General features: G+C 61.9%; 20 protein-coding genes. 13 read left to right on the plus strand and 7 right to left on the minus strand.

What is annotated here, in order from left to right; genetic code table 11:
• The 5 genes from WCA85_RS15785 to WCA85_RS15805 form a co-directional block, all read right to left on the minus strand.
• Window positions 1–413: YbfB/YjiJ family MFS transporter (locus WCA85_RS15785; protein ID WP_424065392.1), on the minus strand; the 413-nt coding region annotated here is incomplete at its 3' end.
• A 136-nt stretch (window positions 414–549) separates the two neighbouring features.
• Window positions 550–1,476 carry a LysR family transcriptional regulator gene (locus tag WCA85_RS15790; protein ID WP_424065394.1) on the minus strand — a complete coding sequence of 309 codons (927 nt, stop codon included), beginning with the start codon at window positions 1,474–1,476 and terminating at the stop codon, window positions 550–552.
• 178 nt (window positions 1,477–1,654) lie between these two features.
• Window positions 1,655–1,885, minus strand: a complete 231-nt coding sequence (locus WCA85_RS15795; RefSeq protein ID WP_424065396.1) for a tautomerase family protein — start codon at window positions 1,883–1,885, stop codon at window positions 1,655–1,657.
• Window positions 1,886–1,979: 94 nt separating this feature from the next.
• Window positions 1,980–2,690: an SDR family NAD(P)-dependent oxidoreductase gene (locus WCA85_RS15800; RefSeq protein WP_424065398.1), complete on the minus strand. Its 711-nt coding sequence runs from the start codon at window positions 2,688–2,690 to the stop codon at window positions 1,980–1,982.
• A gap of 195 nt (window positions 2,691–2,885) precedes the next feature.
• On the minus strand, window positions 2,886–3,827 hold the full coding sequence (locus tag WCA85_RS15805) for a LysR family transcriptional regulator (protein WP_424065400.1): 942 nt from the start codon (window positions 3,825–3,827) through the stop codon (window positions 2,886–2,888).
• Window positions 3,828–3,935: 108 nt separating this feature from the next.
• Here WCA85_RS15805 and WCA85_RS15810 point away from each other — a divergent pair, with 108 nt between their 5' ends.
• From WCA85_RS15810 to WCA85_RS15820, 3 genes are all read left to right on the plus strand, one after another.
• Window positions 3,936–5,447: a CoA-acylating methylmalonate-semialdehyde dehydrogenase gene (locus WCA85_RS15810; protein ID WP_424065401.1), complete on the plus strand. Its 1,512-nt coding sequence runs from the start codon at window positions 3,936–3,938 to the stop codon at window positions 5,445–5,447.
• Window positions 5,448–5,656: 209 nt separating this feature from the next.
• Window positions 5,657–6,613: a LysR family transcriptional regulator gene (locus WCA85_RS15815; protein WP_424065402.1), complete on the plus strand. Its 957-nt coding sequence runs from the start codon at window positions 5,657–5,659 to the stop codon at window positions 6,611–6,613.
• Complete coding sequence (locus tag WCA85_RS15820; RefSeq protein ID WP_424065404.1) at window positions 6,610–7,710, plus strand: NAD(P)H-dependent flavin oxidoreductase; 1,101 nt, start codon at window positions 6,610–6,612, stop codon at window positions 7,708–7,710. Before WCA85_RS15815 ends, WCA85_RS15820 begins: the two co-directional genes overlap by 4 nt.
• Before the next feature lie 44 nt (window positions 7,711–7,754).
• On the opposite strand, the gene WCA85_RS15825 is transcribed toward WCA85_RS15820, so the two are convergent.
• Entirely contained in the window at window positions 7,755–8,873 is a 1,119-nt protein-coding gene (locus WCA85_RS15825) for a lactonase family protein (RefSeq protein WP_424065406.1), read from the minus strand.
• A gap of 196 nt (window positions 8,874–9,069) precedes the next feature.
• Here WCA85_RS15825 and WCA85_RS15830 point away from each other — a divergent pair, with 196 nt between their 5' ends.
• The 10 genes from WCA85_RS15830 to WCA85_RS15875 all read left to right on the plus strand — a co-directional run bounded on the left by WCA85_RS15830 (window position 9,070) and on the right by WCA85_RS15875 (window position 20,045).
• Complete coding sequence (locus WCA85_RS15830) at window positions 9,070–10,056, plus strand: ABC transporter substrate-binding protein (RefSeq protein WP_424065467.1); 987 nt, start codon at window positions 9,070–9,072, stop codon at window positions 10,054–10,056.
• 81 nt (window positions 10,057–10,137) lie between these two features.
• Window positions 10,138–11,637 carry an ATP-binding cassette domain-containing protein gene (locus WCA85_RS15835; protein ID WP_424065407.1) on the plus strand — a complete coding sequence of 500 codons (1,500 nt, stop codon included), beginning with the start codon at window positions 10,138–10,140 and terminating at the stop codon, window positions 11,635–11,637.
• Window positions 11,634–12,584 carry an ABC transporter permease gene (locus WCA85_RS15840; RefSeq protein ID WP_424065409.1) on the plus strand — a complete coding sequence of 317 codons (951 nt, stop codon included), beginning with the start codon at window positions 11,634–11,636 and terminating at the stop codon, window positions 12,582–12,584. The genes WCA85_RS15835 and WCA85_RS15840 overlap by 4 nt, the downstream gene beginning before the upstream one ends.
• Window positions 12,581–13,531: an ABC transporter permease gene (locus WCA85_RS15845; RefSeq protein WP_424065411.1), complete on the plus strand. Its 951-nt coding sequence runs from the start codon at window positions 12,581–12,583 to the stop codon at window positions 13,529–13,531. Before WCA85_RS15840 ends, WCA85_RS15845 begins: the two co-directional genes overlap by 4 nt.
• Window positions 13,532–13,607: 76 nt before the next feature.
• The gene (manD, locus tag WCA85_RS15850) at window positions 13,608–14,816 is read left to right on the plus strand and encodes a D-mannonate dehydratase ManD (RefSeq protein ID WP_424065413.1); all 1,209 of its coding nucleotides are present in this window, start codon (window positions 13,608–13,610) and stop codon (window positions 14,814–14,816) included.
• An 80-nt stretch (window positions 14,817–14,896) separates the two neighbouring features.
• Window positions 14,897–15,934 (plus strand): L-idonate 5-dehydrogenase, encoded by a 1,038-nt coding sequence (locus tag WCA85_RS15855; RefSeq protein WP_424065415.1) that lies wholly within the window; start codon window positions 14,897–14,899, stop codon window positions 15,932–15,934.
• A 207-nt stretch (window positions 15,935–16,141) separates the two neighbouring features.
• Entirely contained in the window at window positions 16,142–16,969 is an 828-nt protein-coding gene (locus WCA85_RS15860) for a GntR family transcriptional regulator (protein WP_424065417.1), read from the plus strand.
• Between the two features lie 159 nt (window positions 16,970–17,128).
• The gene (locus WCA85_RS15865; protein WP_424065419.1) at window positions 17,129–18,283 is read left to right on the plus strand and encodes a CaiB/BaiF CoA transferase family protein; all 1,155 of its coding nucleotides are present in this window, start codon (window positions 17,129–17,131) and stop codon (window positions 18,281–18,283) included.
• Between the two features lie 50 nt (window positions 18,284–18,333).
• The gene (locus WCA85_RS15870; RefSeq protein WP_424065420.1) at window positions 18,334–19,083 is read left to right on the plus strand and encodes an electron transfer flavoprotein subunit beta/FixA family protein; all 750 of its coding nucleotides are present in this window, start codon (window positions 18,334–18,336) and stop codon (window positions 19,081–19,083) included.
• 2 nt (window positions 19,084–19,085) lie between these two features.
• Entirely contained in the window at window positions 19,086–20,045 is a 960-nt protein-coding gene (locus WCA85_RS15875; RefSeq protein WP_424065422.1) for an electron transfer flavoprotein subunit alpha/FixB family protein, read from the plus strand.
• Between the two features lie 301 nt (window positions 20,046–20,346).
• Here WCA85_RS15875 and WCA85_RS15880 read toward each other — a convergent pair whose 3' ends face one another.
• The gene (locus WCA85_RS15880) at window positions 20,347–21,171 is read right to left on the minus strand and encodes an SDR family NAD(P)-dependent oxidoreductase (RefSeq protein WP_424065424.1); all 825 of its coding nucleotides are present in this window, start codon (window positions 21,169–21,171) and stop codon (window positions 20,347–20,349) included.
• Window positions 21,172–21,213: the final 42 nt, after the last annotated feature.

Raw genomic sequence — 21,213 nt, forward strand, 5'->3', positions numbered from 1 at the left:
GGCGCGACGTGCGCGAGGATCGTCGGCGCGGCGAGCACCATCAATGCGCCGCCCGACACGCCGGACGCGAAGCGCCACAGGAAGAACCAGAGAAACGAAACGGGGAACGCGCAGGCGACGAATGCGATCGTCGCGAGCAGCATCATGGTCCGCAATACAGTAGCGGACGAGAACCATTTGACGAACAGCCGCGCGGCGAGCGCGCCGGCCAGATAGCCGCCCAGATTCGCCGCGCCGAGGTAGGCCGCAGTAGACGCCTCGAACCAGTGTGCACCGATAATCGCGGGGAGCAGCGGCGTATACGCAAAACGCGCGAGCCCGATACCCACGAGACTCGCGCTGGCGCCCGCCACCGTACCGCGCCACACATTGAAAGCGGGCTTTTCTGCGTTGCCTGGTGCTACGTACGCCATGATGCGTCTGCTGCCTCCACGTCCTCGAAGGCCGGCAGACTATCTGTCAGGCCCTGTGTTCAGTGGATGCATAATAGATTGAACCGCTCCCGGAGAGAATCGTCTCAGACCGGAAGACATTCTTCCGCCGCGCGGTTCAATCGTCGCTGGTCATGGTCTCGAACTGCTTGAAATGCTTGCGCAGACGAGGTGTCGCGAAGTCGATAAAAGCGCGCACTTTGGGGACGGACAGACGCCCTTGTGGCGTGAGCAGATGAACGGGAAGGGGCGCATGCTCGCTATCGCTCAGGAGGATCTTGAGCGTGCCGGCCTTGACCTCCTGGGCGACATGATAGGAAAACATCCGCGTGACACCATGGCCAGCAACGGCCGAGGCCACCGCGCCGCGAATCGTATTGACGATAAAGCGCGGTGTGAATTGCACGACGAGTGGCAACGTCGAGCGGCCGGATGGCGGAAAGCTCCACGAATCAAGGCCAAAATGCGTCATGGAGATGATGCGATGTTTCGCCAGATCAGCGGGCTCCTTGATGCGTGGATGCCGGTTCAGATAGCGCGGTGAAGCGGCAACCACGCGTCGCACTTCGCCCACGGGCACGGCGATCAGCGACGAGTCCGGCAGATGCGCAATGCGCAGCGCAATGTCGATGCCTTCGTCGATCAGGCTCACGGGACGGTCGAGCAGTTGCAGGCGCACTGAGACGTCGGGATAGCGTTCGATGAAATCGTCGAGGATCGGCCGCAGCACGTCCTCGCCCGCAGCCACCGGCGCGGTCATGGTCAAAAGGCCGCGCGGCGCCGACTTTTCATCGGCCACCAGCAGATCGGCTTCCTCGAGTTCAGTGAGCACGCGCCGGCAAGCGGTGGCATAGCGTTCGCCTGCTTCGCTCAGCTTGATGGTTCGGGTCGTCCGATGCAGCAGCGCGGTGCCGGTGTGATCTTCGAGAAAGGCGATAGCCCGGCTCACGGCCGCTGGCGAACGGCCAAGGCGGCGCGCCGCGCCCGCCAGACTGCCTTCGTCGAGCGTGGCGACGAATACTTTCATCGCATCAATTCGGTCCATGTCGCGTCAGAGGGTGGCTCGCGTGATTGCCACCCGGAGTCTACCGCGTGGCTGCGTCTACCCGGCGCGTCCATGAAATACGTCCACGGCGTAGCGGCCGTGGACGATGCGGATTCGGGTGTTGCGCACGAGGCAGAATCCGCATCGTCTGCCTCTGTGCCTACTACCTGCTTCTTGCTTACTTCTGGCTAAGCTGCTTGCGATACTCGTCAACCGGCAGACCGCCCCATCCCCAGTTCTCTTTTTCCACTTCTTCAATGACCACGAAGGTCGCTGCGAGCGGCTTTTTCAGCACATCGAGCAACAAATTGCTGACACCTGCGATCAGTTTGGCTTTCTCTTCCGCCGTGACTGAATCATTGCCCGGCTGAGTGCCCTCGCGGGTGACCTGAATCGTGACGATTGGCATGCTGCTCTCCTTGATGATGGTTGGCGAACCGGGCGCCGACTGTCGGCGCCCGGTCATCCCCGCAATGCGTGGTTGACGTAGCGAGTGGCGAGGCTTAGTGGCCTGCGCTCTGACCGCCGTCCACGTGGAGGATTTCGCCCGTCACGAACGGCGCCGATTCCAGGAACATGACAGCCTGAGCGATATCGCTCATTTCGCCCATACGGCCAACCGGATGCAGGCCGCCGAGTGCTGCGTGGGTTTCAACCGCGTGCAACGGCGACTTGATGATGCCCGGGGAGACGGCGTTAGCACGAATGCCGCGTTTTGCGTATTCGATGGCGAGCGACTTCGTGGCTGCGTTCAGGCCGCCCTTGGTGAGCGACGCGAGCACGGAAGGCACGCCGTCGATTGCGTGGTCAGTGAGGGTCGTCGTGATGCTGACCACATGGCCGCTGCCGTTCTTTTCCATTTCAGCGATGGCAAGCTGCGTGATGTAGAAGAAGCCGGCCACGTTCACGCCAAGCGCTTTAGCGTAGTCTTCTGCCGTATAGGCGGTGAAAGGCTTGGCGATGAAGACGCCGGCGTTGTTGACGAGCGAGTCGATACGGCCAAAACGCGCCACGCCTTCCGAAATCACGCGACGAGCGGTTGCCGGATCAGCGATATCGCCTGCGATTGACAGAATGCCGGGATCTTCCGACGGCTTGACGCTGCGTGCGGTAGCGACCACGTTGTAGCCACGTTCACGGTACGCCTTGACGATTTCCAGACCAATGCCTTGCGATGCGCCGGTGACGACTGCGACCTTTGTTGCTGTGCTCATGAAAAACCTCCGAATGGTTGATCCGGCTGCTTGCCGGTCGGGCCAGCGGCTCCGATAGGTGTGTAATCTAGGCCCATTGGCCGAGAGTTCGAATACCCGGCGCGGCCAAACACTTTTTACCTGGAGGAATAAATCAGCCAGAAAGGGCGATTCGGAGGGGATGAGGGGGAACAGCAGGGTCGAAAAAGGGCGCCGCTACAAAGGAAAGCCGTCTGCGTAGCTCTCACGCAGATAGCTGACAAAGAGGCTGACCGCGCGCGGCACGTGCGACGCGTACGGCCGCAGCACATAAAGCCGGTCTGCGAACGGCCCTGTCACACGCCATTGCGGCAACACCACGACGAGCTTGCCGGCCTGCACCGCTGCCTGCGCCGTGAAATCCGGCAACAGCGCGATACCCATGTCATCCAGCGCCGCGTCGCGCAGCGCTTCGCTGTTGTTGGCGGAAAACTGCCCATTGACGGGTAGCGTGACGGGCGCCGCCCCCGTCTTGCGCGGGCTCCTGCGTTCAAATGACCAGGTTGCCGCACCCGAAGTGCGCGGATAGAACAGGCAGTCGTGGCTCACGACTTCTTCCGGCGCGAGCGGCGTGCCGCGCTTGCGCAGATAGGCGCGGCTCGCCACCAGCACAGACTGCGTCTCACAGAGCCGCCACGCGACGTGGGTGTCCGGCGCCTCCGCACTGTGACGAATGGCCAGATCGTAACCCTCCGTGGCGAGCGAGCTGAGCCGGTCGGATACCTCCAGCTGAATCCGCACTTCGGGATTCTCGCGCAGGAACGCGGGCAGTTTCGGCAGCAACTGCTGACGGCCAAACGCCACCGGTGCTGTGACCCTGATCAGCCCACGCGCCACGCCCGCCAGTTCGCTGACGCTGGCAAAGCTGGTGGCGATCTCCTCATAGTGGCTTCGTGTATTCTCGACCAGACGCTGCCCGGCTTCGGTCAGGCGCACGCTGCGCGTGGTGCGCTGCACCAACGAAATGCCCGCTGCACGCTCCAGTTCGGAGATACGCTGGCTCATTGCCGCCTTGCTGACGCCAAGGCGCGTGGCCGCTGCCGTGTAGCTACCCTGTTCAGCGAGCACGGTGAGCCAGTGCAGATGGGTCCACAGACCAGCAATTTTCTCGGTTTCCATACATTCATTGTTCACGATAGAAAACAATGAGTTCAATGATAGCGCCTTTGCAGACCGGTCGCGGGCTCTTAGACTCTGTTCATCACCCATTCACCCCCAGGAGACGACATGCAAGCCTTTAACGACAGCGCGGACGTAGGCCACTTTATCCATGGCCAGCGTGTGAGCGGAACGGGCGCCCGGAATCAACCGGTCTTCAATCCTGCTACTGGCGCACGGCCTCGCAAGCTGCTGCTGGGTGAAGCGGCAGATGTCGATGCAGCAGTAGCCAGCGCCAAGTCCGCGTTTCGCGCCTGGAGCGATACGCCGCCGATCCGCCGTGCGCGCGTCATGCTGCGTTTCCTCGAATTGATGAACAAACATCGTGACGAGCTCGCCGCCATCATCACGGCCGAGCATGGCAAGGTGTTCTCGGATGCGCAGGGCGAAGTCTCGCGCGGCATCGACGTGATCGAATTTGCCTGCGGTATCCCCCAACTGCTCAAGGGCGATTACACCGAGCAGGTCTCTACCGGCATCGATAACTGGACCACGCGCCAGGCGCTGGGTGTGGTCGCGGGTATCACGCCGTTCAACTTCCCTTGCATGGTGCCGTGCTGGATGTTCCCGGTGGCCATTGCCGCCGGCAACTCTTTCATTCTCAAGCCGAGCGAGCGTGATCCCTCCGCTTCGCTCTTCATGGCCGACTTGCTGAAGAAAGCCGGGTTGCCCGATGGCGTATTCAACGTGGTGCAGGGCGACAAGGTTGTCGTGGATGCATTGCTCGCTCACCCGGACGTGAAGGCTGTGAGCTTCGTCGGCTCGACGCCGATTGCCAACTACATCTACGAGACCGGCGCGAAAAATGGCAAGCGTGTGCAAGCACTCGGCGGCGCGAAAAACCATATGGTGGTGATGCCGGATGCGGATCTCGATCAGGCCATCGACGCGCTGATCGGTGCCGGGTACGGCTCGGCCGGCGAGCGTTGCATGGCGATTTCAGTGGCCGTGCTGGTGGGCGACGTGGCTGACAAGATCATGCCGCGTCTGGCCGAACGGGCCCGCAACCTGGTCATCAAGAACGGCATGGAAGCGGATGCTGAAATGGGTCCGATCGTCACGCGTCAGGCGCTGGAGCGGATTGAAGGCTATATCGCGCAAGGCGTAACAGAGGGTGCGACGCTGGTGGTCGACGGTCGCGGTCTGAAGGTGCCTGGTCACGAAGACGGCTTCTTTACCGGCGGCACGCTGTTCGACAACGTCACACCGGAAATGCGCATCTATAAGGAAGAGATCTTCGGGCCGGTGCTTGCCTGCGTCCGTGCGAAGGATTTCACTGAAGCCGTGGAACTGGTCAACGCGCATGAGTTCGGCAACGGCGTGGCCTGCTATACACGTGATGGTCACGTGGCCCGCGAGTTCGGCCGCCGCATCGAGGTAGGCATGGTCGGCATCAATGTGCCGATTCCGGTGCCGATGGCATGGCACGGTTTCGGCGGCTGGAAGCGCAGCCTGTTCGGTGACACGCATGCGTATGGCGAAGAGGGTGTGCGTTTCTATACGAAGCAGAAGTCGATCATGCAGCGTTGGCCCGAAAGCACCGAAAAGGGCGCGGAATTCGCGATGCCGACGGCGAAGTAAGTGGCACGACGGGTGGGTTGTTCCAAAACGTCAAGAATGTTTTGCCTGCCGGCACCTTGACAGCCTGGTCGCCCCCCGTGAAGATCGACGAGGAACAGCGCCCGCCACGATGCGGGCGCTCCACTTCGCGGTGCGGCAAGTGCATGGACTCCGGGGACCCTACGGATGCGTGCAGATAACGCCGGCGATCTTTAAGCCATCGGGCGACCATGCAGCGTCAATTTGACGACCTTCTTCTCGGCAGTATCGAACTGTTCTGTCTTGCTGCTGAACTCGGCAGTTTCACCATGGCGGCAACGGCGGCGAGCGTCACACCCGCGGCGGTCAGTCGTGCGGTGGCGCGCCTCGAAAAACGCCTCGGTGTCAGGCTGTTCGTTCGAACCACGCGGCAAATCCGCCTGACAGACCCCGGCAGACGCTACTTTGAGCAGTGTCAGACGGCCTTGCGCCAACTCTCGGACGCGGAGCGCGAAGCGACAGGGCAGCAGGCTACACCGGCCGGTGTGCTGCGAATCAGCATGCCGACGCCTTACGGTCATTACCGCGTCCTGCCTCTGCTGGCGGAATTTCGTTCGCGTTATCCGCAGGTCACGGTCGAAACCCATCTGAGCAACCGCAACATCGATTTCGCGGACGAAGGTTATGACCTTGCGATCCGGGGTCGTGCGCCACAGGATTCGGGCCTGATTGCGCGCAAGCTGGAAGATGCCGAACTGGTCGTCGTGGCATCGCCCGCCTATCTGCGCGACGCCGGCAAGATGGAAACGCCGGATGATCTGCTCAGTCACGATTGCGTCCAGTTCGAGTTGCCCAGCAGCGGCCGCCATATCCCCTGGCTGTTCATGAAGGACGGCGAGCAGATGGAGACCCTGACGCACGGAGGGTATAGCGCCTCGGGCGATGTGCTGGCAGGCGTGACGATGGCGCGTCATGGCGCGGGGGTATTCCAGACCTACCGGTTCATCGTCGAGAAAGACCTCGCTGACGGCACGCTCAAGGAAATGCTCAAACCCTATGGCGGCGCTTCGCGGCCATTCATTCTGCTGTATCCGCACGGGCGGCATGTGTCGTCGCGGGTGCGCAGTTTCGTCGATTTTCTGCTGGAAAAGCTGGCCACACAGAGTGCCCGGCCCGCAAAACACGTACTTGAAAAGGATGCGACATGACTCATCAGACAGACAGTCGCGCGCTGCTGCGCGTGCTTGGCATCGACAAGCCCATCATTCAGGCGCCGATGGCCGGTGTGACCACGCCCGCGCTGGCGGCCGCCGTGTCGAATGCGGGCGGACTGGGATCGTTGGGCGTCGGCGCGATGAAACCGGAAGGCGCGCGCAAGGTGATCCGCGAGACACGTGAACTCACCGCGAAGCCGTTCAATATCAACGTGTTTTGCCATCAACCCGTCACGCAGGATGTGGCGGTGGAGCAGCAATGGTTGAGCTGGCTCACGCCGCAGTTCGAACTTTATGGTGCGACGCCACCAACAGCGCTCTCGGAGATCTACACCAGCTTCGTCGCGGATGCCGCCATGCTCCAAGTGTTCCTCGAAGAGAAGCCGGCTGTCGTCAGTTTCCACTTTGGCCTGCCGTCAGCCGAGGTGATCGCCGCGCTTAAGAACGCCGGGATCAAGCTGTTCGGCGCAGCAACGAATGTTCAGGAAGCCGAACAGGTTGCCAAGGCCGGCGTGGATGCCATTGTGGCGCAAGGTATCGAAGCGGGTGGCCATCGTGGCGTCTTCGATCCCGCTGGTCCGGACCCGCGGCTTGGCACGTTTGCACTGACGCGCCTGCTGGTCAAAGAGTTCGATCTGCCGGTGATCGCCTCGGGCGGCATCATGGATGGCGCAGGAATCGCGGCGGTGCTCGCGCTCGGCGCGCAGGCCGCGCAACTCGGCACCGCTTTTGTTGCGTGCCCGGAGACGTCGATCGACGAAGGCTATCGTCGCGCCATTCTGGGGGACGCGGCTCGCCACACCACCTTTACGTCGGCCATTTCCGGGCGCCTCGCACGAAGCATGGTGAATCGCTTCACGGAACTCGGGGACGGAGCTGACGCGCCCCGCACACCGGCGTATCCGAATGCCTACGATGCCGGCAAGGCGCTGCACGCTGCCGCCAAAGCCAAGGGGGAATTTGGCTACGGCGCGCAGTGGGCAGGGCAGGCCGCCGCGCTGGCGCGGTCGATGCCTGCCGCTGAACTGTTCGCGCAACTGGAGCGCGAGTTGCAGGAGAGCGTGCGTCAGTTGAGCCAATGGGCCGAATGACGCAGCAAACCTGCATTGACTGATTGAGCTACCCGGCGTGAGGTTCAGCCGAATCTCACCGCCTGGACACACATGGGCGTGCCGACTGCGACCGCATCAACCTGCTCGGTGGGCTCGCCGCTTTCCGGATCGAGGCGCAACACCACGACCCGGTCGCTGTCCTGATTGGCCACCAGCATGAATTTCCCCGACGGCGCGAGAGCGAAACTGCGCGGCGTCTTTCCGCCGCTGTCGCGCCTCGTGGCTCTGAGGATGGTGCCATCGCGTTCATCAAGCGCGTAGGTGATCACGCTATCGTCGCCCCGGTATGTGGCGTAAAGAAACCTCCCGTCATGCGACACCAGCACACCCGCGCCGTAACTGGGGGCCGCGTCAGGAAGCAGTCCTTCAAATGTCTGCAGCAATTGCAGCGTGCCCGTATCGGCGTCATAGCTTAGCCTGCACACTGTGTTGCTGAGTTCGTTGATGACATAGGCCTTCGTGCCATCCGGATGAAACGCAATATGCCGTGGCCCCGAACCCGGCGACAGCTTCAGCGCTTCTCCTTCCGTTCGCTCGATACGCCCGCTTGCTGCATCGAGCCGATAGGTGACCAGTTGATCGCCGCCCAGATCAGGGACGATCACGAACCGGTCATCCGGGCTGGGCATGACGCAATGCGGGTGAGGCACACCCTGACGATCAGCGCGCCGGCCTGTTTCGGTATGCACACACTCGCTTACCGCTCGCGTCAAACCACCTTCAGGCGTCACCGAAAAACTCACAACATGCCGGCCCGGCATTTCGCCCGGCGTTTCGTGTGAATAATTGGCAACCAGCACACATTTTCCTTGCCGATCGGTATTGCAGTGCGCGCTCAAACTGCCGCGCGTGCTCTGCCTGCTGCCGACCGCGACCAGAGAACCGCTAGCTGGGTCGACGCGAAAGGCGCTGATCCAACCCTCTGGGCGGATGAACATTTCGCTAGTGGCATAGAGCATGCCGCGCTGCGGCACCACCGCAAGATAAGTCGGGTTCGGCACGTCCGTCGCATCAGACCGCCAGTTCAGCTTGCCTGTCGTTTCGTCGAACTCAAACACTGAAATGCCTTTGCCGTTCGCCGCCGCGAAGTGCGGTACGGCCTGGTTGAGGCCGCCTACGAAAACCAGGGTAGAAGCTGTCATCTTGCTCTCCATATGGAAAACACCTACTTGTATGGTAGTAGGGCGTATTCTAACATTCGCCCATACCAAGAAGAAACCGGTAGCCGGTTCCGGTCATGCCGCACGGTGCGCTGCGCGCCCGTTTAACCTCAAAGCTCAGGAGACGATTGTGCAACTCAACAGGACATTTGTATCGGGAATCGCCAGCGTGGTGCTGATGGCGGTAAGCGGCGCCGCAACGGCCGCCGTGGCGACGGGCGACACGTCGAAGGACAAGATTGCGCTCTCGAACAGCTATGCGGGTAATACATTCCGTCAGCAGCAGCTCAAGAGCTGGGCGCAGGTCGCCGCCGACGCGAAGAAGGCGGGCATCATTGCAGACGCGCCGGCCTTTACCACGGCCGAAAACCAGGCGACCGAGCAGGCACAGCAGATCCAGAATCTGGTGTTGCAAGGCTATAAGGCCATTGTCATCAACGCCGCTTCGCCAACCGCGCTGAACGGCGCCATCAAACAGGCCTGCGCTGCGGGCGTGGTGGTGGTCTCGTTCGACGGCATCGTCACGGAACCCTGTGCTTACAGGATTGCCGCGGACTTCCACAAGATGGGCGCGGTCCAGGTCGATTTCCTCGCGAAGAAGCTCGGCGGCAAGGGCAATATCCTAGAAGTGCGCGGCCTCGCCGGGGTGTCGGTTGATGACGAGATTCACCAAGGCATCGTGGACGAGGTGAAGAAGTATCCAGGTATGAAGATTGTCGGTTCCGTGTACGGCGCCTGGACGCAGACGGTGGCGCAGAAGGAAGTCGCGGGCATTCTGCCTTCCTTGCCGCAGGTCGATGCTGTCGTGACCCAGGGTGGCGATGGCTACGGCGTGGCGCAGGCTTTCCGCGCAGCGGGTCGCAGCATTCCGACCATCATCCTCGGCAATCGTCAGGAAGAACTCGCCTGGTGGAAGTCGCAAGGGGTTGATTCGTATCAGACCATGTCGATTGCTGCGGACCCGGGTTCGTCGACGTTTGCGTTCTGGGCGGCGCAGCAGATTCTCGCGGGCAACAAACTGCCGCACGACATGTCGCTGCCGACCTTGACCGTCACACCGGCTTCGCTCCCCAACGTCTTGTCGACCACCGCGCCGGGCACGGTGGCAAGCAACGTGTTCACGCGTGAACAGGTCGTGGACATGGTCGAATCGCCGAAGAAGTAACGCGGCATGCCGCCGGCGCAGTTGAGTGCGCCGGTGGATCGCTGGTCAGATCCTCATCTTCATCCTCGTACGGCTGGTCCCATGAATCATTCTGAAAGCACGGTGCTCGCTGTGCCGCGCGTGGAAGCGTGTCCGGAACGACTGCTTTCGACTCGCGGCGTCGACGTGAATTTCGGCGCCGTCCGCGCGCTGCAGGGCGTCGATTTCGACTTCCTTAAAGGCGAGTGCGTGGCAATTGCCGGGCACAACGGTGCAGGGAAGTCGACACTGATGTCCGTCCTGGCCGGCGCCCGTCATGCGACCAAAGGCTCGGTACAGATTGACGGCGCTACCCACGAACGTGGGTTCGAGGCTGACGAGGCACGCATGCTCGGGATTCGCTGCGTGTTTCAGGAACTGTCGCTGTGTCCGAATCTCACGATCGAAGAAAACATGCGGGCGGTGCATCCACAGTTGAAGCACTTTGGATGGCGCAAGCGCGCTCGCGCCACGATCGAGGCACAACTTGATGCGATCTTTCCAGGCCATGGACTGCGCGGCACCGATCTGGTCGGCGATCTCTCGCTGACCCAGCAGCAGATGGTGGAGATTGCGCGGGGCTTTGCGTGTATCGACACACCGGTGCGTCTTGTGATTCTGGATGAACCCACCTCGAGTCTCGACAAATACACCGCGGAGCAATTGCTGGCGTATATCCGGCAAAGCGCGGCCTCCGGCGTGACCTGCATCCTGATCACGCACATGCTGGAAGAAATGCTACGCAGTGCTGACCGGGTCATGGTGATGCGCGACGGCAAAGTGGTAGCGACGCTGGACGTAGCGAACCTCGACAAGGAGCAGATCATCCGGGCGATGGGGCAGTTTGTCGAAGGCGCTGCGACGCCTGCGCAGCGCGCGGCGGCGACGACAAGCGGCAGTGTCGCGGCGCTGCAATGGAAGGTGGGGCCGGGCAAACGCACGAGCATCGAAGCGGCACGCGGCACGATTGTCGGCTTCGCCGGACTGGCGGGCCAAGGACAGACCGCGCTGCTGCTTGATATCTACGCGCAGGCACGCAAGCGTAGTTCGCATCAGACGGTGGCGTTTGTCGCGGGAGATCGCCGCGCGGATGGTGTGTTTATAGACTGGACGATCGCCCAGAACTTCGATATCCGGCGGCTCTATAACCGCGACAGTTCAACGTGGATCAACGGCGACGCACTGCGCGAGCTGTTCGATACGTGGGCCAGGAAGATCAACATTCGCGGCGCGGCCCCTACTGAAAATATCCTGTCGCTTAGCGGTGGCAATCAGCAGAAAGTGCTGTTTGCTCGTGCGCTCGCTTCCGATGCCGATCTTGTGCTGATGGACGACCCGATGCGCGGCGTCGACATCGGCACCAAGCTCGAAATCTACGCGCTGCTGCAGGCCGAAGCGGCAAAGGGCCGGACGTTCATCTGGTACACCACGGAGAACGACGAGTTCGCCTACTGCGACAAGATTTACGTGTTTCGCTCGGGCCGCGTCACCCGCGTGCTGGATCGCAGCGAATGCACGGAAGAAGCGCTACTTGCAGCAAGTTTCGACGAGGTAACGTCATGATTCAGGCAGTCAAGATACAGGCGCGCCGCCTCGATCTGCGCTCGGTTTTGCCGGTGGCATCGCTGTTCGCGGTGCTGATTCCCATGGTGATCGTGCAGCCGAATACGTTCAGTTACTTTGGCGGCGTGATGTTGCTGAACCTCGGCGTACCGATCGTTTTCGCCACACTGTCGCAACTCGCGGTGATTACCGCAAACGAACTCGATCTCTCGATCGGTTCTTTCGTGAGTCTCGTCTCATGCATTGGGGCAACGCTGCTGGTCCGCTCGCCGTTGCTGGGCTGGGCCGCGCTCGCGGGATGCGTCGCGCTCTACGCGCTGATCGGAGCGCTGATCGAATACCGGCGGATTTCTTCTGTCGTGGTCACGCTTGGCCTCTCGTTTGTCTGGAACGGACTCGCGGTGCTGCTGTTGCCGTCTCCCGGCGGCACGAGCCCCAATTGGCTCTCGACGTTGATGGGTTTTCAGTCTCCCGTGATTCCCGCGCCCTTGATCTGGACCGCCGTGATCGGCATTGGCAGTCATTTTCTGCTGATGCGCTCGCCGATTGGCGTGGGGCTGCGCGGGGTGGGCGGCAACCCGGGTGCAATGCGTCGATTCGGCTGGTCGGTGATTCGCGCCAAGGCCATTCTGTTTGCCTGTGCGGGTGTGTTCGGCGTGTGCTCAGGATTGACGCTGCTGGGCCTCGCCACTTCGGCCGACGCCAATATCGCGTTGCGCTACACGCTGTTATCGGTGGCGGGTGTGATTCTGGGCGGCGGTGAGTTCGTCGGTGGACGCGTTTCGGCAATCGGGGCCGTTCTCGGCGCCATTACGCTCACGCTCGCCTCGTCCTTCCTGTCGTTCCTGCAGATTGCACCTGAATGGCAGATCGGCTTGCAGGGCATGATTCTGATCGCGGTGTTGTCACTGCGTCTGGTATTTCGTGGCAAGGGAGCACGGCGATGAAAACAGCCGCATTGACGGTTCGCGATACACCGTGGCTGTGGTCAGTCGCGGGGGCATTGCTGGTGGGCGTGGCCACGAGCCTCGCGCTGGGCGTTGGCATTGCGGGGAACATGCTGTCGGCTGCGTCCGCATTCGTGGTGTTCAGCGTGCTGGTCGGACTCGGGCAAATGCTTGTGGTCACGAGCGGGCCTGGCAACATTGATCTGTCGATCCCCGCGACCATCGCGCTGTCCGGCGTTGTCGCCATGCGCGTGATGGCCGGACAAGATAGCGCGATTGTGCTGGGCATCGCTACCGTGATTGGGATCGGTGTTGGGATCGGCCTGTTCAACTATCTGTTGATTCGCTTGCTGCGCATCCCTCCGATTATCGCGACCCTTTCTTCCAGTTTCGTGTTGCAGTCCGTCGCGATCAGCCTCGGCCGGGGCAGCGCTGCGCCGCCGCCCGGTTTGGAAAACTTTGCGTTGAGCCGCGTGGGTGGCGTGTCGAGTCTTGCCTTTGTGGCGCTGGTCGTCACGTTATTGACCGGTGTCGTGCTGTTCAGACTGGTGCAAGGGCGCAGCCTCTCTGCCGTCGGCCAGAACGCGCGGGCGGCAAATCTCGCTGGCGTGCGCGTGGAGTGGGTCCGTTGTGCGACTTATGTGGCCTGCGCAGTGCTGGTCGCGTTGTGTGCATTGCTGCTCTCGGCGTTTTCCGGTGGCGCGACGCTCGATATGGGCGCCGACTATATGCTGCTCTCGGTGGCGGTAGTCGTGATTGGCGGCACCCAGGTATCGGGTGGCCGAGCGAGTCCGACGGGAGTGTGGGGGGCGGCCTGTTTCCTGTTTCTCATCAATGCGCTGCTCAATGCGAGCGGTACCGGCGCAGGCTTACGCGCCATCGTCTACGGCGCACTAATCATTGGCGTGACGACGATTGCGGGTGGTTCGCCAGCGGCTCGGCGGTGATGTTGCGTTATCTCACTGGGGACGAACGTGAAGGTTCGGACCGTGGTCAGTCAATCTGTGCAGCAAGGATAATTTTATGAAGATCGTTCGCGCCGACGTCATCGTCACCTGTCCGGGGCGTAATTTCGTCACCCTGAAGATCGTCACGGACGAGGGCGTGCACGGCATTGGCGACGCCACGCTGAACGGTCGCGAACTGGCGGTGGCGGCCTATCTGAAGGAGCACGTCTGCCCGACGCTGATTGGCCGCGATCCTGGGCGTATCGAGGATATCTGGCAGTACCTCTACAAGGGCGCGTACTGGCGCCGTGGGCCGGTAACGATGACGGCCATCGCAGCGGTAGATATGGCGTTGTGGGACATCCTCGGCAAGGTGACGGGCATGCCGCTGTACCGTCTGCTGGGTGGCGCCTCGCGCGACGGCGTGATGGTCTACGGACACGCCACGGGCCGCGACATACCCGAAGCGCTCGACCGTTACGCGGAACATATCGAAGCGGGCTACAAGGCGATCCGCATCCAGTGCGGTGTGCCGAACATGCGCTCGGTGTATGGTGTCTCGAAGGGCAACGGCATGTATGAGCCGGCTACCAAGGGCGCTGTCGAGGAGCAGAGCTGGTCGTCGGAGAAGTATCTGGACTTCGTGCCGAAGCTCTTTGAAGCGGTGCGCGAGAAGTTCGGCTTCGATACGCATCTGCTGCACGACGTGCACCACCGCCTCACGCCCATCGAAGCGGCCCGTCTGGGTAAATCGGTCGAACCGTACCGGCTCTTCTGGATGGAAGACCCGACGCCTGCGGAGAATCAGGCGGGTTTCCGGCTGATTCGCGAACATACCGTCACGCCGATCGCGGTGGGCGAAGTGTTCAACAGCATCTGGGACTGCAAGCAGTTGATCGAGGAGCAGCTGATCGACTATATCCGCGCCACGCTCACACACGCAGGGGGTATCACGCATCTGCGGCGTATTGCGGATTTCGCTGCGCTGTACCAGGTACGTACCGGCTGTCATGGTCCATCGGATCTGTCGCCGGTCTGCATGGGCGCGGCCCTGCACTTCGACCTGTGGGTGCCGAATTTCGGCGTGCAGGAGTACATGGGATTTCCTGACGCGGCGCTTGAGGTGTTCCCGCACGCGTGGCGCTTCGAGAACGGCATGATGCATCCGGGCGAGGCGCCGGGGCACGGTGTCGATATCGACGAGACGCTTGCTGCCCGCTACCCGTATGACCCTGCCTATTTACCGGTTGCGCGTCTTGAAGACGGAACGCTGTGGAACTGGTGATTGGCTTTTAACCCACTTTTTGAAGCTTGTTCCCGTCGCGCTGCACCGAGCGCGCGACGCTTACTGATCGGAGTTTCCCCATGCTGGCAGCTGTTCTCCACGAACCCAGATTGATCCGCATTGACGAGGTCGAGCCACCCGAACCCGGCCCGGGACAGGTACGCGTGCGCGTGCGCGCAGGCGGCATCTGCGGCTCGGATCTGTCGTACTACTTCAAGGGCAAGAGCGGCGATTTCGCGGTGCGCGAGCCGTTTGTGCTCGGTCACGAGGTGGCCGGTGAAGTGGACTCTTTCGGTGCCGACGTGACGGCGTTGGCCGCTGGCCAACGCGTGGCGGTCAATCCGGGGCTCACGTGCGGTACCTGCCGGTATTGCGTGAGCGGCATGCCGAATCACTGCCTGAACATGCGCTTCATGGGCAGCGCGTCGACGTTCCCGCATACGCAGGGCATGTTTCGCCAGTACATCGTGGTGTCGGCGCGCCAGTGCGTGCCGGTGCCCGAAGGCGTCGATTTCGCGCAGGCCTCGATGGCTGAGCCGCTCGCGGTCGCATTGCATGCGGTGCGACAGGCCGGATCGCTGGTCGGCGCACGCGTGCTGCTGATCGGTTGCGGGCCGATTGGCTGCATTCTGCTGACGGTTGCGCGTCGCGCTGGCGCGCATCGTGTGGTGGCGATGGATCTCTCTGACAAGGCGCTGCAGATCGCCGCTTCGCTAGGTGCCGACGAAACAGTCAATGCCGCGGATAGCGAGACCATCGCACGGTGGGCCGAACAGCGCGGCACCTTCGACGTGGTGATCGAGGCATCCGGAAGTCCGACGGGTCTCGATGCGGCGTTGCGTTCGGTGCGCGCGGGCGGCGCAGTGATCCAGGTGGGCAATCTGCCGGCGGGGCAATCGCCGGTAGCGGCCAATCTCGTGATGGCCAAGGAAATCCGCTACCAGGGCTCATTCCGCTTCACCGACGAATACGCGGTGGCCGCCGAGGAGATTGCTTCAGGCAAGGTCGATCTGCGTCCCATCATGACGCATGCCTTTGCGATGGCGGATGCCAACCAGGCGTTCGAAGTCGCACACGACCGCGCGCAATCAATGAAAGTACACCTGAATTTCGATTGACCCAATTGAGTGGATGGCGATGGCAGCTGCTGCGGTGCGCGCGGTTGATACACGCTCGAACGACCACGGCAGCACTCTCGCCAACCCATTGCGCGTTCAAAAAACGTGCATGGTAGTATGGTTTGAGCCACTCACACGCAGGCTCAAAGCGATGGCTTATTCCGTTGAGTCAATTCGCAGCGCCTGAACCCGACGAGCCGCATTCCGATGACAACCTCTCTCGCCACAGAATTCGAAGACCCCGATGAATCTTCCATCGTCGCGCCAGCAGCAAGACGACGGATGGGGCGAGCGACCATGCCGCGTGCTGCGTTGCCTGATTTGACAGCCCAAGTGTCGATCGACTCTCACGAGCCGATCAGCAAGCAGATCTTTCGCGCATTGCGTCAGGCGATTTTCGTCGGTCAGATGGTCCCGGGCACGCCGCTTTCGGAGAAGGAAGTCTCGGACATGTTTCACGTGTCACGGCAACCGGTGCGCGAGGCGTTTATCAAACTGGTGGAAGCCGGTGTGCTTCAGGTGCTGCCGCAACGCGGGACCCTGGTGAAGCGGATCTCTCCGCGTATGGTCAGGGAAGGGCGGTTTATCCGTGAGGCGATAGAAACGGCCGTCGCCCGCAAGGCAGCGGAATCCATCACCGACGCCCAGTTGCAACAGCTCACGGAGAACGTGCGGGATCAGAAACGTGCAGCGAAGTCGAACGACACTGCAGCGTTTCTGGCCCTGGATGAAGCTTTTCACTACTCGATCGCGCAGTCTATCGACTGCATCGCCGCCTGGAACACGATTCAGGACATCAAGGCGCAAATGGATCGGGTTCGCTATCTGAGTCTGCCTGATGTGTCGCCCCTCGACCTCTTGATCAAACAGCACGCAAAGATCCTGGCTGCATTGCGAGCGCATGATTCCAGCGCGGCCGAAGAGGCGATGCGTGCACATTTGCGTGAGATCCTCGTTTCGCTCGGGCCGATTGCGGCGCGCAACCCCAACTGGTTCGAAACGGACGAGCCCGAGCGGGTGCCCCTCGCCACCTGAGCGGCGCTGGCAAGTCGCATCCCGCCCCCCGCTGCGGGTGGTGCCGTTCCCTCTCATGTCAGGCCTACTGCTACCACGGCGCGATTTGCCGTAAGGCACGCCGCCGCCACATAGCCGCAAGTGAAACGCGCGGTCGGACATTGAAAGAGGGGACGAACGATGGGTGTACTAAGCGGCATTCGGGTTCTGGAATTTGAAGCGATAGGACCGGGACCGTTCGGCGCGATGCTGCTTGCCGATATGGGCGCAGATGTCCTGCGTATCGACCGGCCGGTGGCGCCGGACGATCTGGGACCAAAAACCAACGGCAAACGCGTTGACGTCACAGGTCGTGGCCGGCGCTCAGTGACACTCGATCTGAAGCAGCCAGACGCCGTCGAGGCAGCGCTCGACCTGATGTCACGTGCGGACATCGTGATCGAAGGCTTTCGGCCGGGCACGATGGAGCGGCTGGGACTCGGGCCAGAGGCCGCGTTCGCGCGTAATCCGGGGCTCGTCTATGGCCGTATGACCGGCTGGGGACAAACGGGGCCGCTCGCCGCACGTGCCGGGCACGATCTGAACTACATTGCGCTGTCGGGTGTGTTGTCCGGCATCGGCCGTGCGGATGAGGCGCCGGTGGTGCCGCTGAATCTCGTCGGTGATTATGGCGGGGGCGGCATGCTGCTCGCGCTGGGCGTGCTCGCGGCTGTGCTGAACGTTCAGCGTGGCGGCAAGGGCCAGGTGGTGGACGCGGCGATGATCGAAGGCGCGGCCCAACTGGGCGCGGTGGTCTGGGGCTTGCTGGCCTCCGGCAACTGGCGCGAGCAGCGGCAGAGCAACCTGCTGGACGGCGGTACGCCCTGGTACGACAGCTACAAGACGCGTGACGGTCACTACATGGCCGTGGGCGCCGTCGAAAGCCGCTTTTACGCGGAATTGCTCCACAAACTGGGACTGGCCGATGCGGGACTGCCGAAGCAGCACGACCGCGCCGGATGGCCAGTTTTGCGCGAGCGTTTCGAAGCCGTATTCCTGACGCGGACCCGCGACGAATGGTGCGAGGTGTTCGAAGGCAGCGATGCGTGTGTTGCGCCGGTGCTGGGCTTCTCGGAAGCGCCGGCTCATCCGCAGCATCGTGCGCGCGGCAGCTTCGTCGAAGTGGCCGGGGTGGTTCAGCCTGCACCCGCGCCGCGTTTTTCCGCCACCCCTTCGCACATCACCGGACCGGCGCCGCGACGCGGCGAACGTGGACTGGACGCATTGCGCGACTGGGGCTTCGACGACACCGCAGTGGCCCGTCTGCGCGAAAACGGCCTGGGCTACCAGTCGTGACGTGTGCCGCAGCGTCGAAACAGTACAGAGATTGACTCAGGAGACAACAGATGAAAGTAATGGTCGCGGTAAAACGCGTGGTGGACTTCAACGTGAAAGTGCGGGTCAAGGCTGACGGCACAGGCGTCGATCTCGCGAACGTGAAAATGAGCATGAATCCGTTCGATGAGATTGCGGTTGAAGAAGCGGTGCGGCTAAAGGAAAGCGGCGTCGTGAGCGAAGTGATCGCAGTATCGTGTGGCGTGAGCGCGTGTCAGGAGACGCTGCGCACTGCGCTGGCAATCGGCGCGGATCGTGCGATTCTGGTCGAAACCGCCGCGGACTTGCAGCCGCTCGCGGTCGCCAAATTGCTCAAGGCTCTGGTGGAGCGTGAAGCCCCGCAACTGGTGATTCTTGGCAAACAGGCAATCGACAACGATTGCAACCAGACCGGCCAGATGCTCGCCGCGCTCGCGGGTTTCCCGCAGGCAACCTTTGCGAGCCGTGTCGAACTGACGGATGCCAATGTCACGGTGACGCGTGAAATCGACGGTGGACTCGAAACAGTCCGGCTCGCCACGCCTGCGGTTGTCACCACGGATCTACGCCTGAACGAGCCACGGTATGTGACGCTGCCCAACATCATGAAAGCGAAGAAAAAGCAGCTCGACACAATGACGCCGGAACAGTTGGGCGTCGATGTCACGCCGCGTCTGACCACATTGAAGACTGCCGAACCGCCGCGTCGTAGCGCAGGCGTCAAGGTGCCAGACGTCGCCGCACTGGTTGCGAAACTGAAAAACGAAGCAAAGGTGATCTGACAATGAATACGATTTCGCAAAGGAAAGTGCTAGTCGTGGCCGAGCATGACCACGCGTCGATCAGAACGGCTACGCTTAACGCGGTGAGTGCTGCGCTTGAAGTGTGCGCAGATCAGGGCGAGGTGCATGTGCTTGTGGCCGGACATCAAGCGGGCGAGGCGGCGCGAGCGGCTGCCACTGTGGCCGGCGTAGCGCGTGTGCTGCATGCCGATGCGCCGCAACTGGCCGAAGGGCTCGCTGAAAACGTCGCGGCGCAGGTGCTGGTACTTGCAGCGGAATACAGCCACATCGTTTTTGCATCGACGAGCGCGGGCAAGAATGTCGCGCCCCGCGTTGCCGCATTGCTCGATGTCGCGCAGATCTCGGACGTTACGCGGGTGATCGGCGCCGACACGTTCGAGCGGCCAATCTATGCTGGCAACGCAATCGTGACCGTGCAAAGCCACGATCCGGTGAAGGTGTTGACCGTGCGTGTGACCGGCTTCGATGCCGCGTGTGCGCAAGGCGGCGCGGCACAGATCGACAGCGTCGCGGCCGTTGCGGACAGCGGGCTTTCCATGTTCGTCGGACGCGCCGTGGCAAAAAGCGACCGGCCGGAACTTGGTGACGCGCAGATCGTCGTCAGCGGTGGTCGGGCGCTCGGCAGTAGCGAGAAGTTCACTGAGGTCCTCACCCCGTTGGCCGACAAGCTCGGTGCTGCGCTCGGCGCGAGCCGGGCCGCAGTCGACGCGGGTTTCGCGCCGAACGACTGGCAGGTGGGACAGACCGGTAAGATCGTCGCGCCTCAACTGTATGTAGCGTGCGGGATCTCGGGCGCGATCCAGCATCTGGCCGGCATGAAGGACTCGAAGGTGATCGTCGCGATCAATAAGGACGCGGAGGCGCCGATCTTCAGCGTCGCCGATTATGGACTCGAAGCGGATCTGTTCGATGCGGTGCCGCAATTCGTGAACGCGATTTAAGGGTTGCTTGGAGCGGTTGGGTTTCAGTTGGAGTTAAGGCCGCTGCGTTGTCGCAGCGGCTTTCTCGTTTGCGTTGTACCCAGCGCGGATAGCAGGGGTTATTTTTAAGGATTGCTTCGAGCGATCAGGCTGAAGTAGGGGGCAGAGCCGCTGTGTTGTCACAGCGGCATTTTCGCTTGCGTGGGAGTCAGCCCGGATAGCGGGGTTATTGCCGGGTCAAAGAGCGGACCAATAAAGCGTATAAAAAAATCGCCGCGTGGGCGGCGATTCAAAGGTCGACAACGAAGCCCCCAAAAACCCCTTACTGCAGATTCCCCGCCACCGCAATAGTCTGCCCCGTGATGTAATTCGACTCAGGTGAGCAGAACAGGTACACACCACCAGCAGCTTCTTCCGGCGTGCCCCCACGGCCGAGCGGATTGCGCTGCGCGTGCGACTTCAGCATCTCCGGATTCAGGCCAACGCGAATATCGCGGCCCTCGATCTTCACCGTCGCACCGGCGTTGGCATCCGCCGAGGTCATGCGCGTATGGATCAACCCAAACGCCACGGCATTGACGTTGACATTAAAACGTCCCCACTCGCGGGCGAGCGCGCGTGTCATACCCAGCACGCCAGCCTTGGCGCCCGAATAGTTGAGCTGGCCGGCATTGCCGTTGAGCGCCGAGGTCGACGAAATGTTGACGATCTTGCGATATACGTCACGGCCGGCTTCCTTGTCCGCGGCGTGCAGCGCCTTAACGTGCGGATAGGCTGCGCGCAGAATGCGGAACGGCGCGGTCATATGGCAGTCGATGATCGCGTACCACTGCTCGTCGGTCATTTTCTGCACCACGTCATCCCACGTATAACCGGCGTTGTTGACGAGGATATCGATGCCCTGGTAAGTGGTCATCGCAGTGTTGACGAAGCGGTCGGCAAAATCCGGCGCGCTGACGTTACCTACGCAGGCCACCGCTTCCGCGCCCATCTTTTTCAGCGCTTCGACCGTTTCATGCGCCGGATCGGCGTCGAGATCGTTGATCACCAGACGCGCGCCTTCGCTCGCCAGTTTTTCCGCGATCGCACGGCCAATGCCGCGACCCGATCCCGTCACGAGTGCTACCTTGCCTTGAAGCTTGCCCATGTTTGTGTCTCCTTGACTGAATGTATCAACGCGAGTTTTAAA

The organism is Paraburkholderia sp., from assembly GCF_049581445.1.
In the GTDB taxonomy this organism is placed as follows: Bacteria; Pseudomonadota; Gammaproteobacteria; order Burkholderiales; family Burkholderiaceae; genus Paraburkholderia.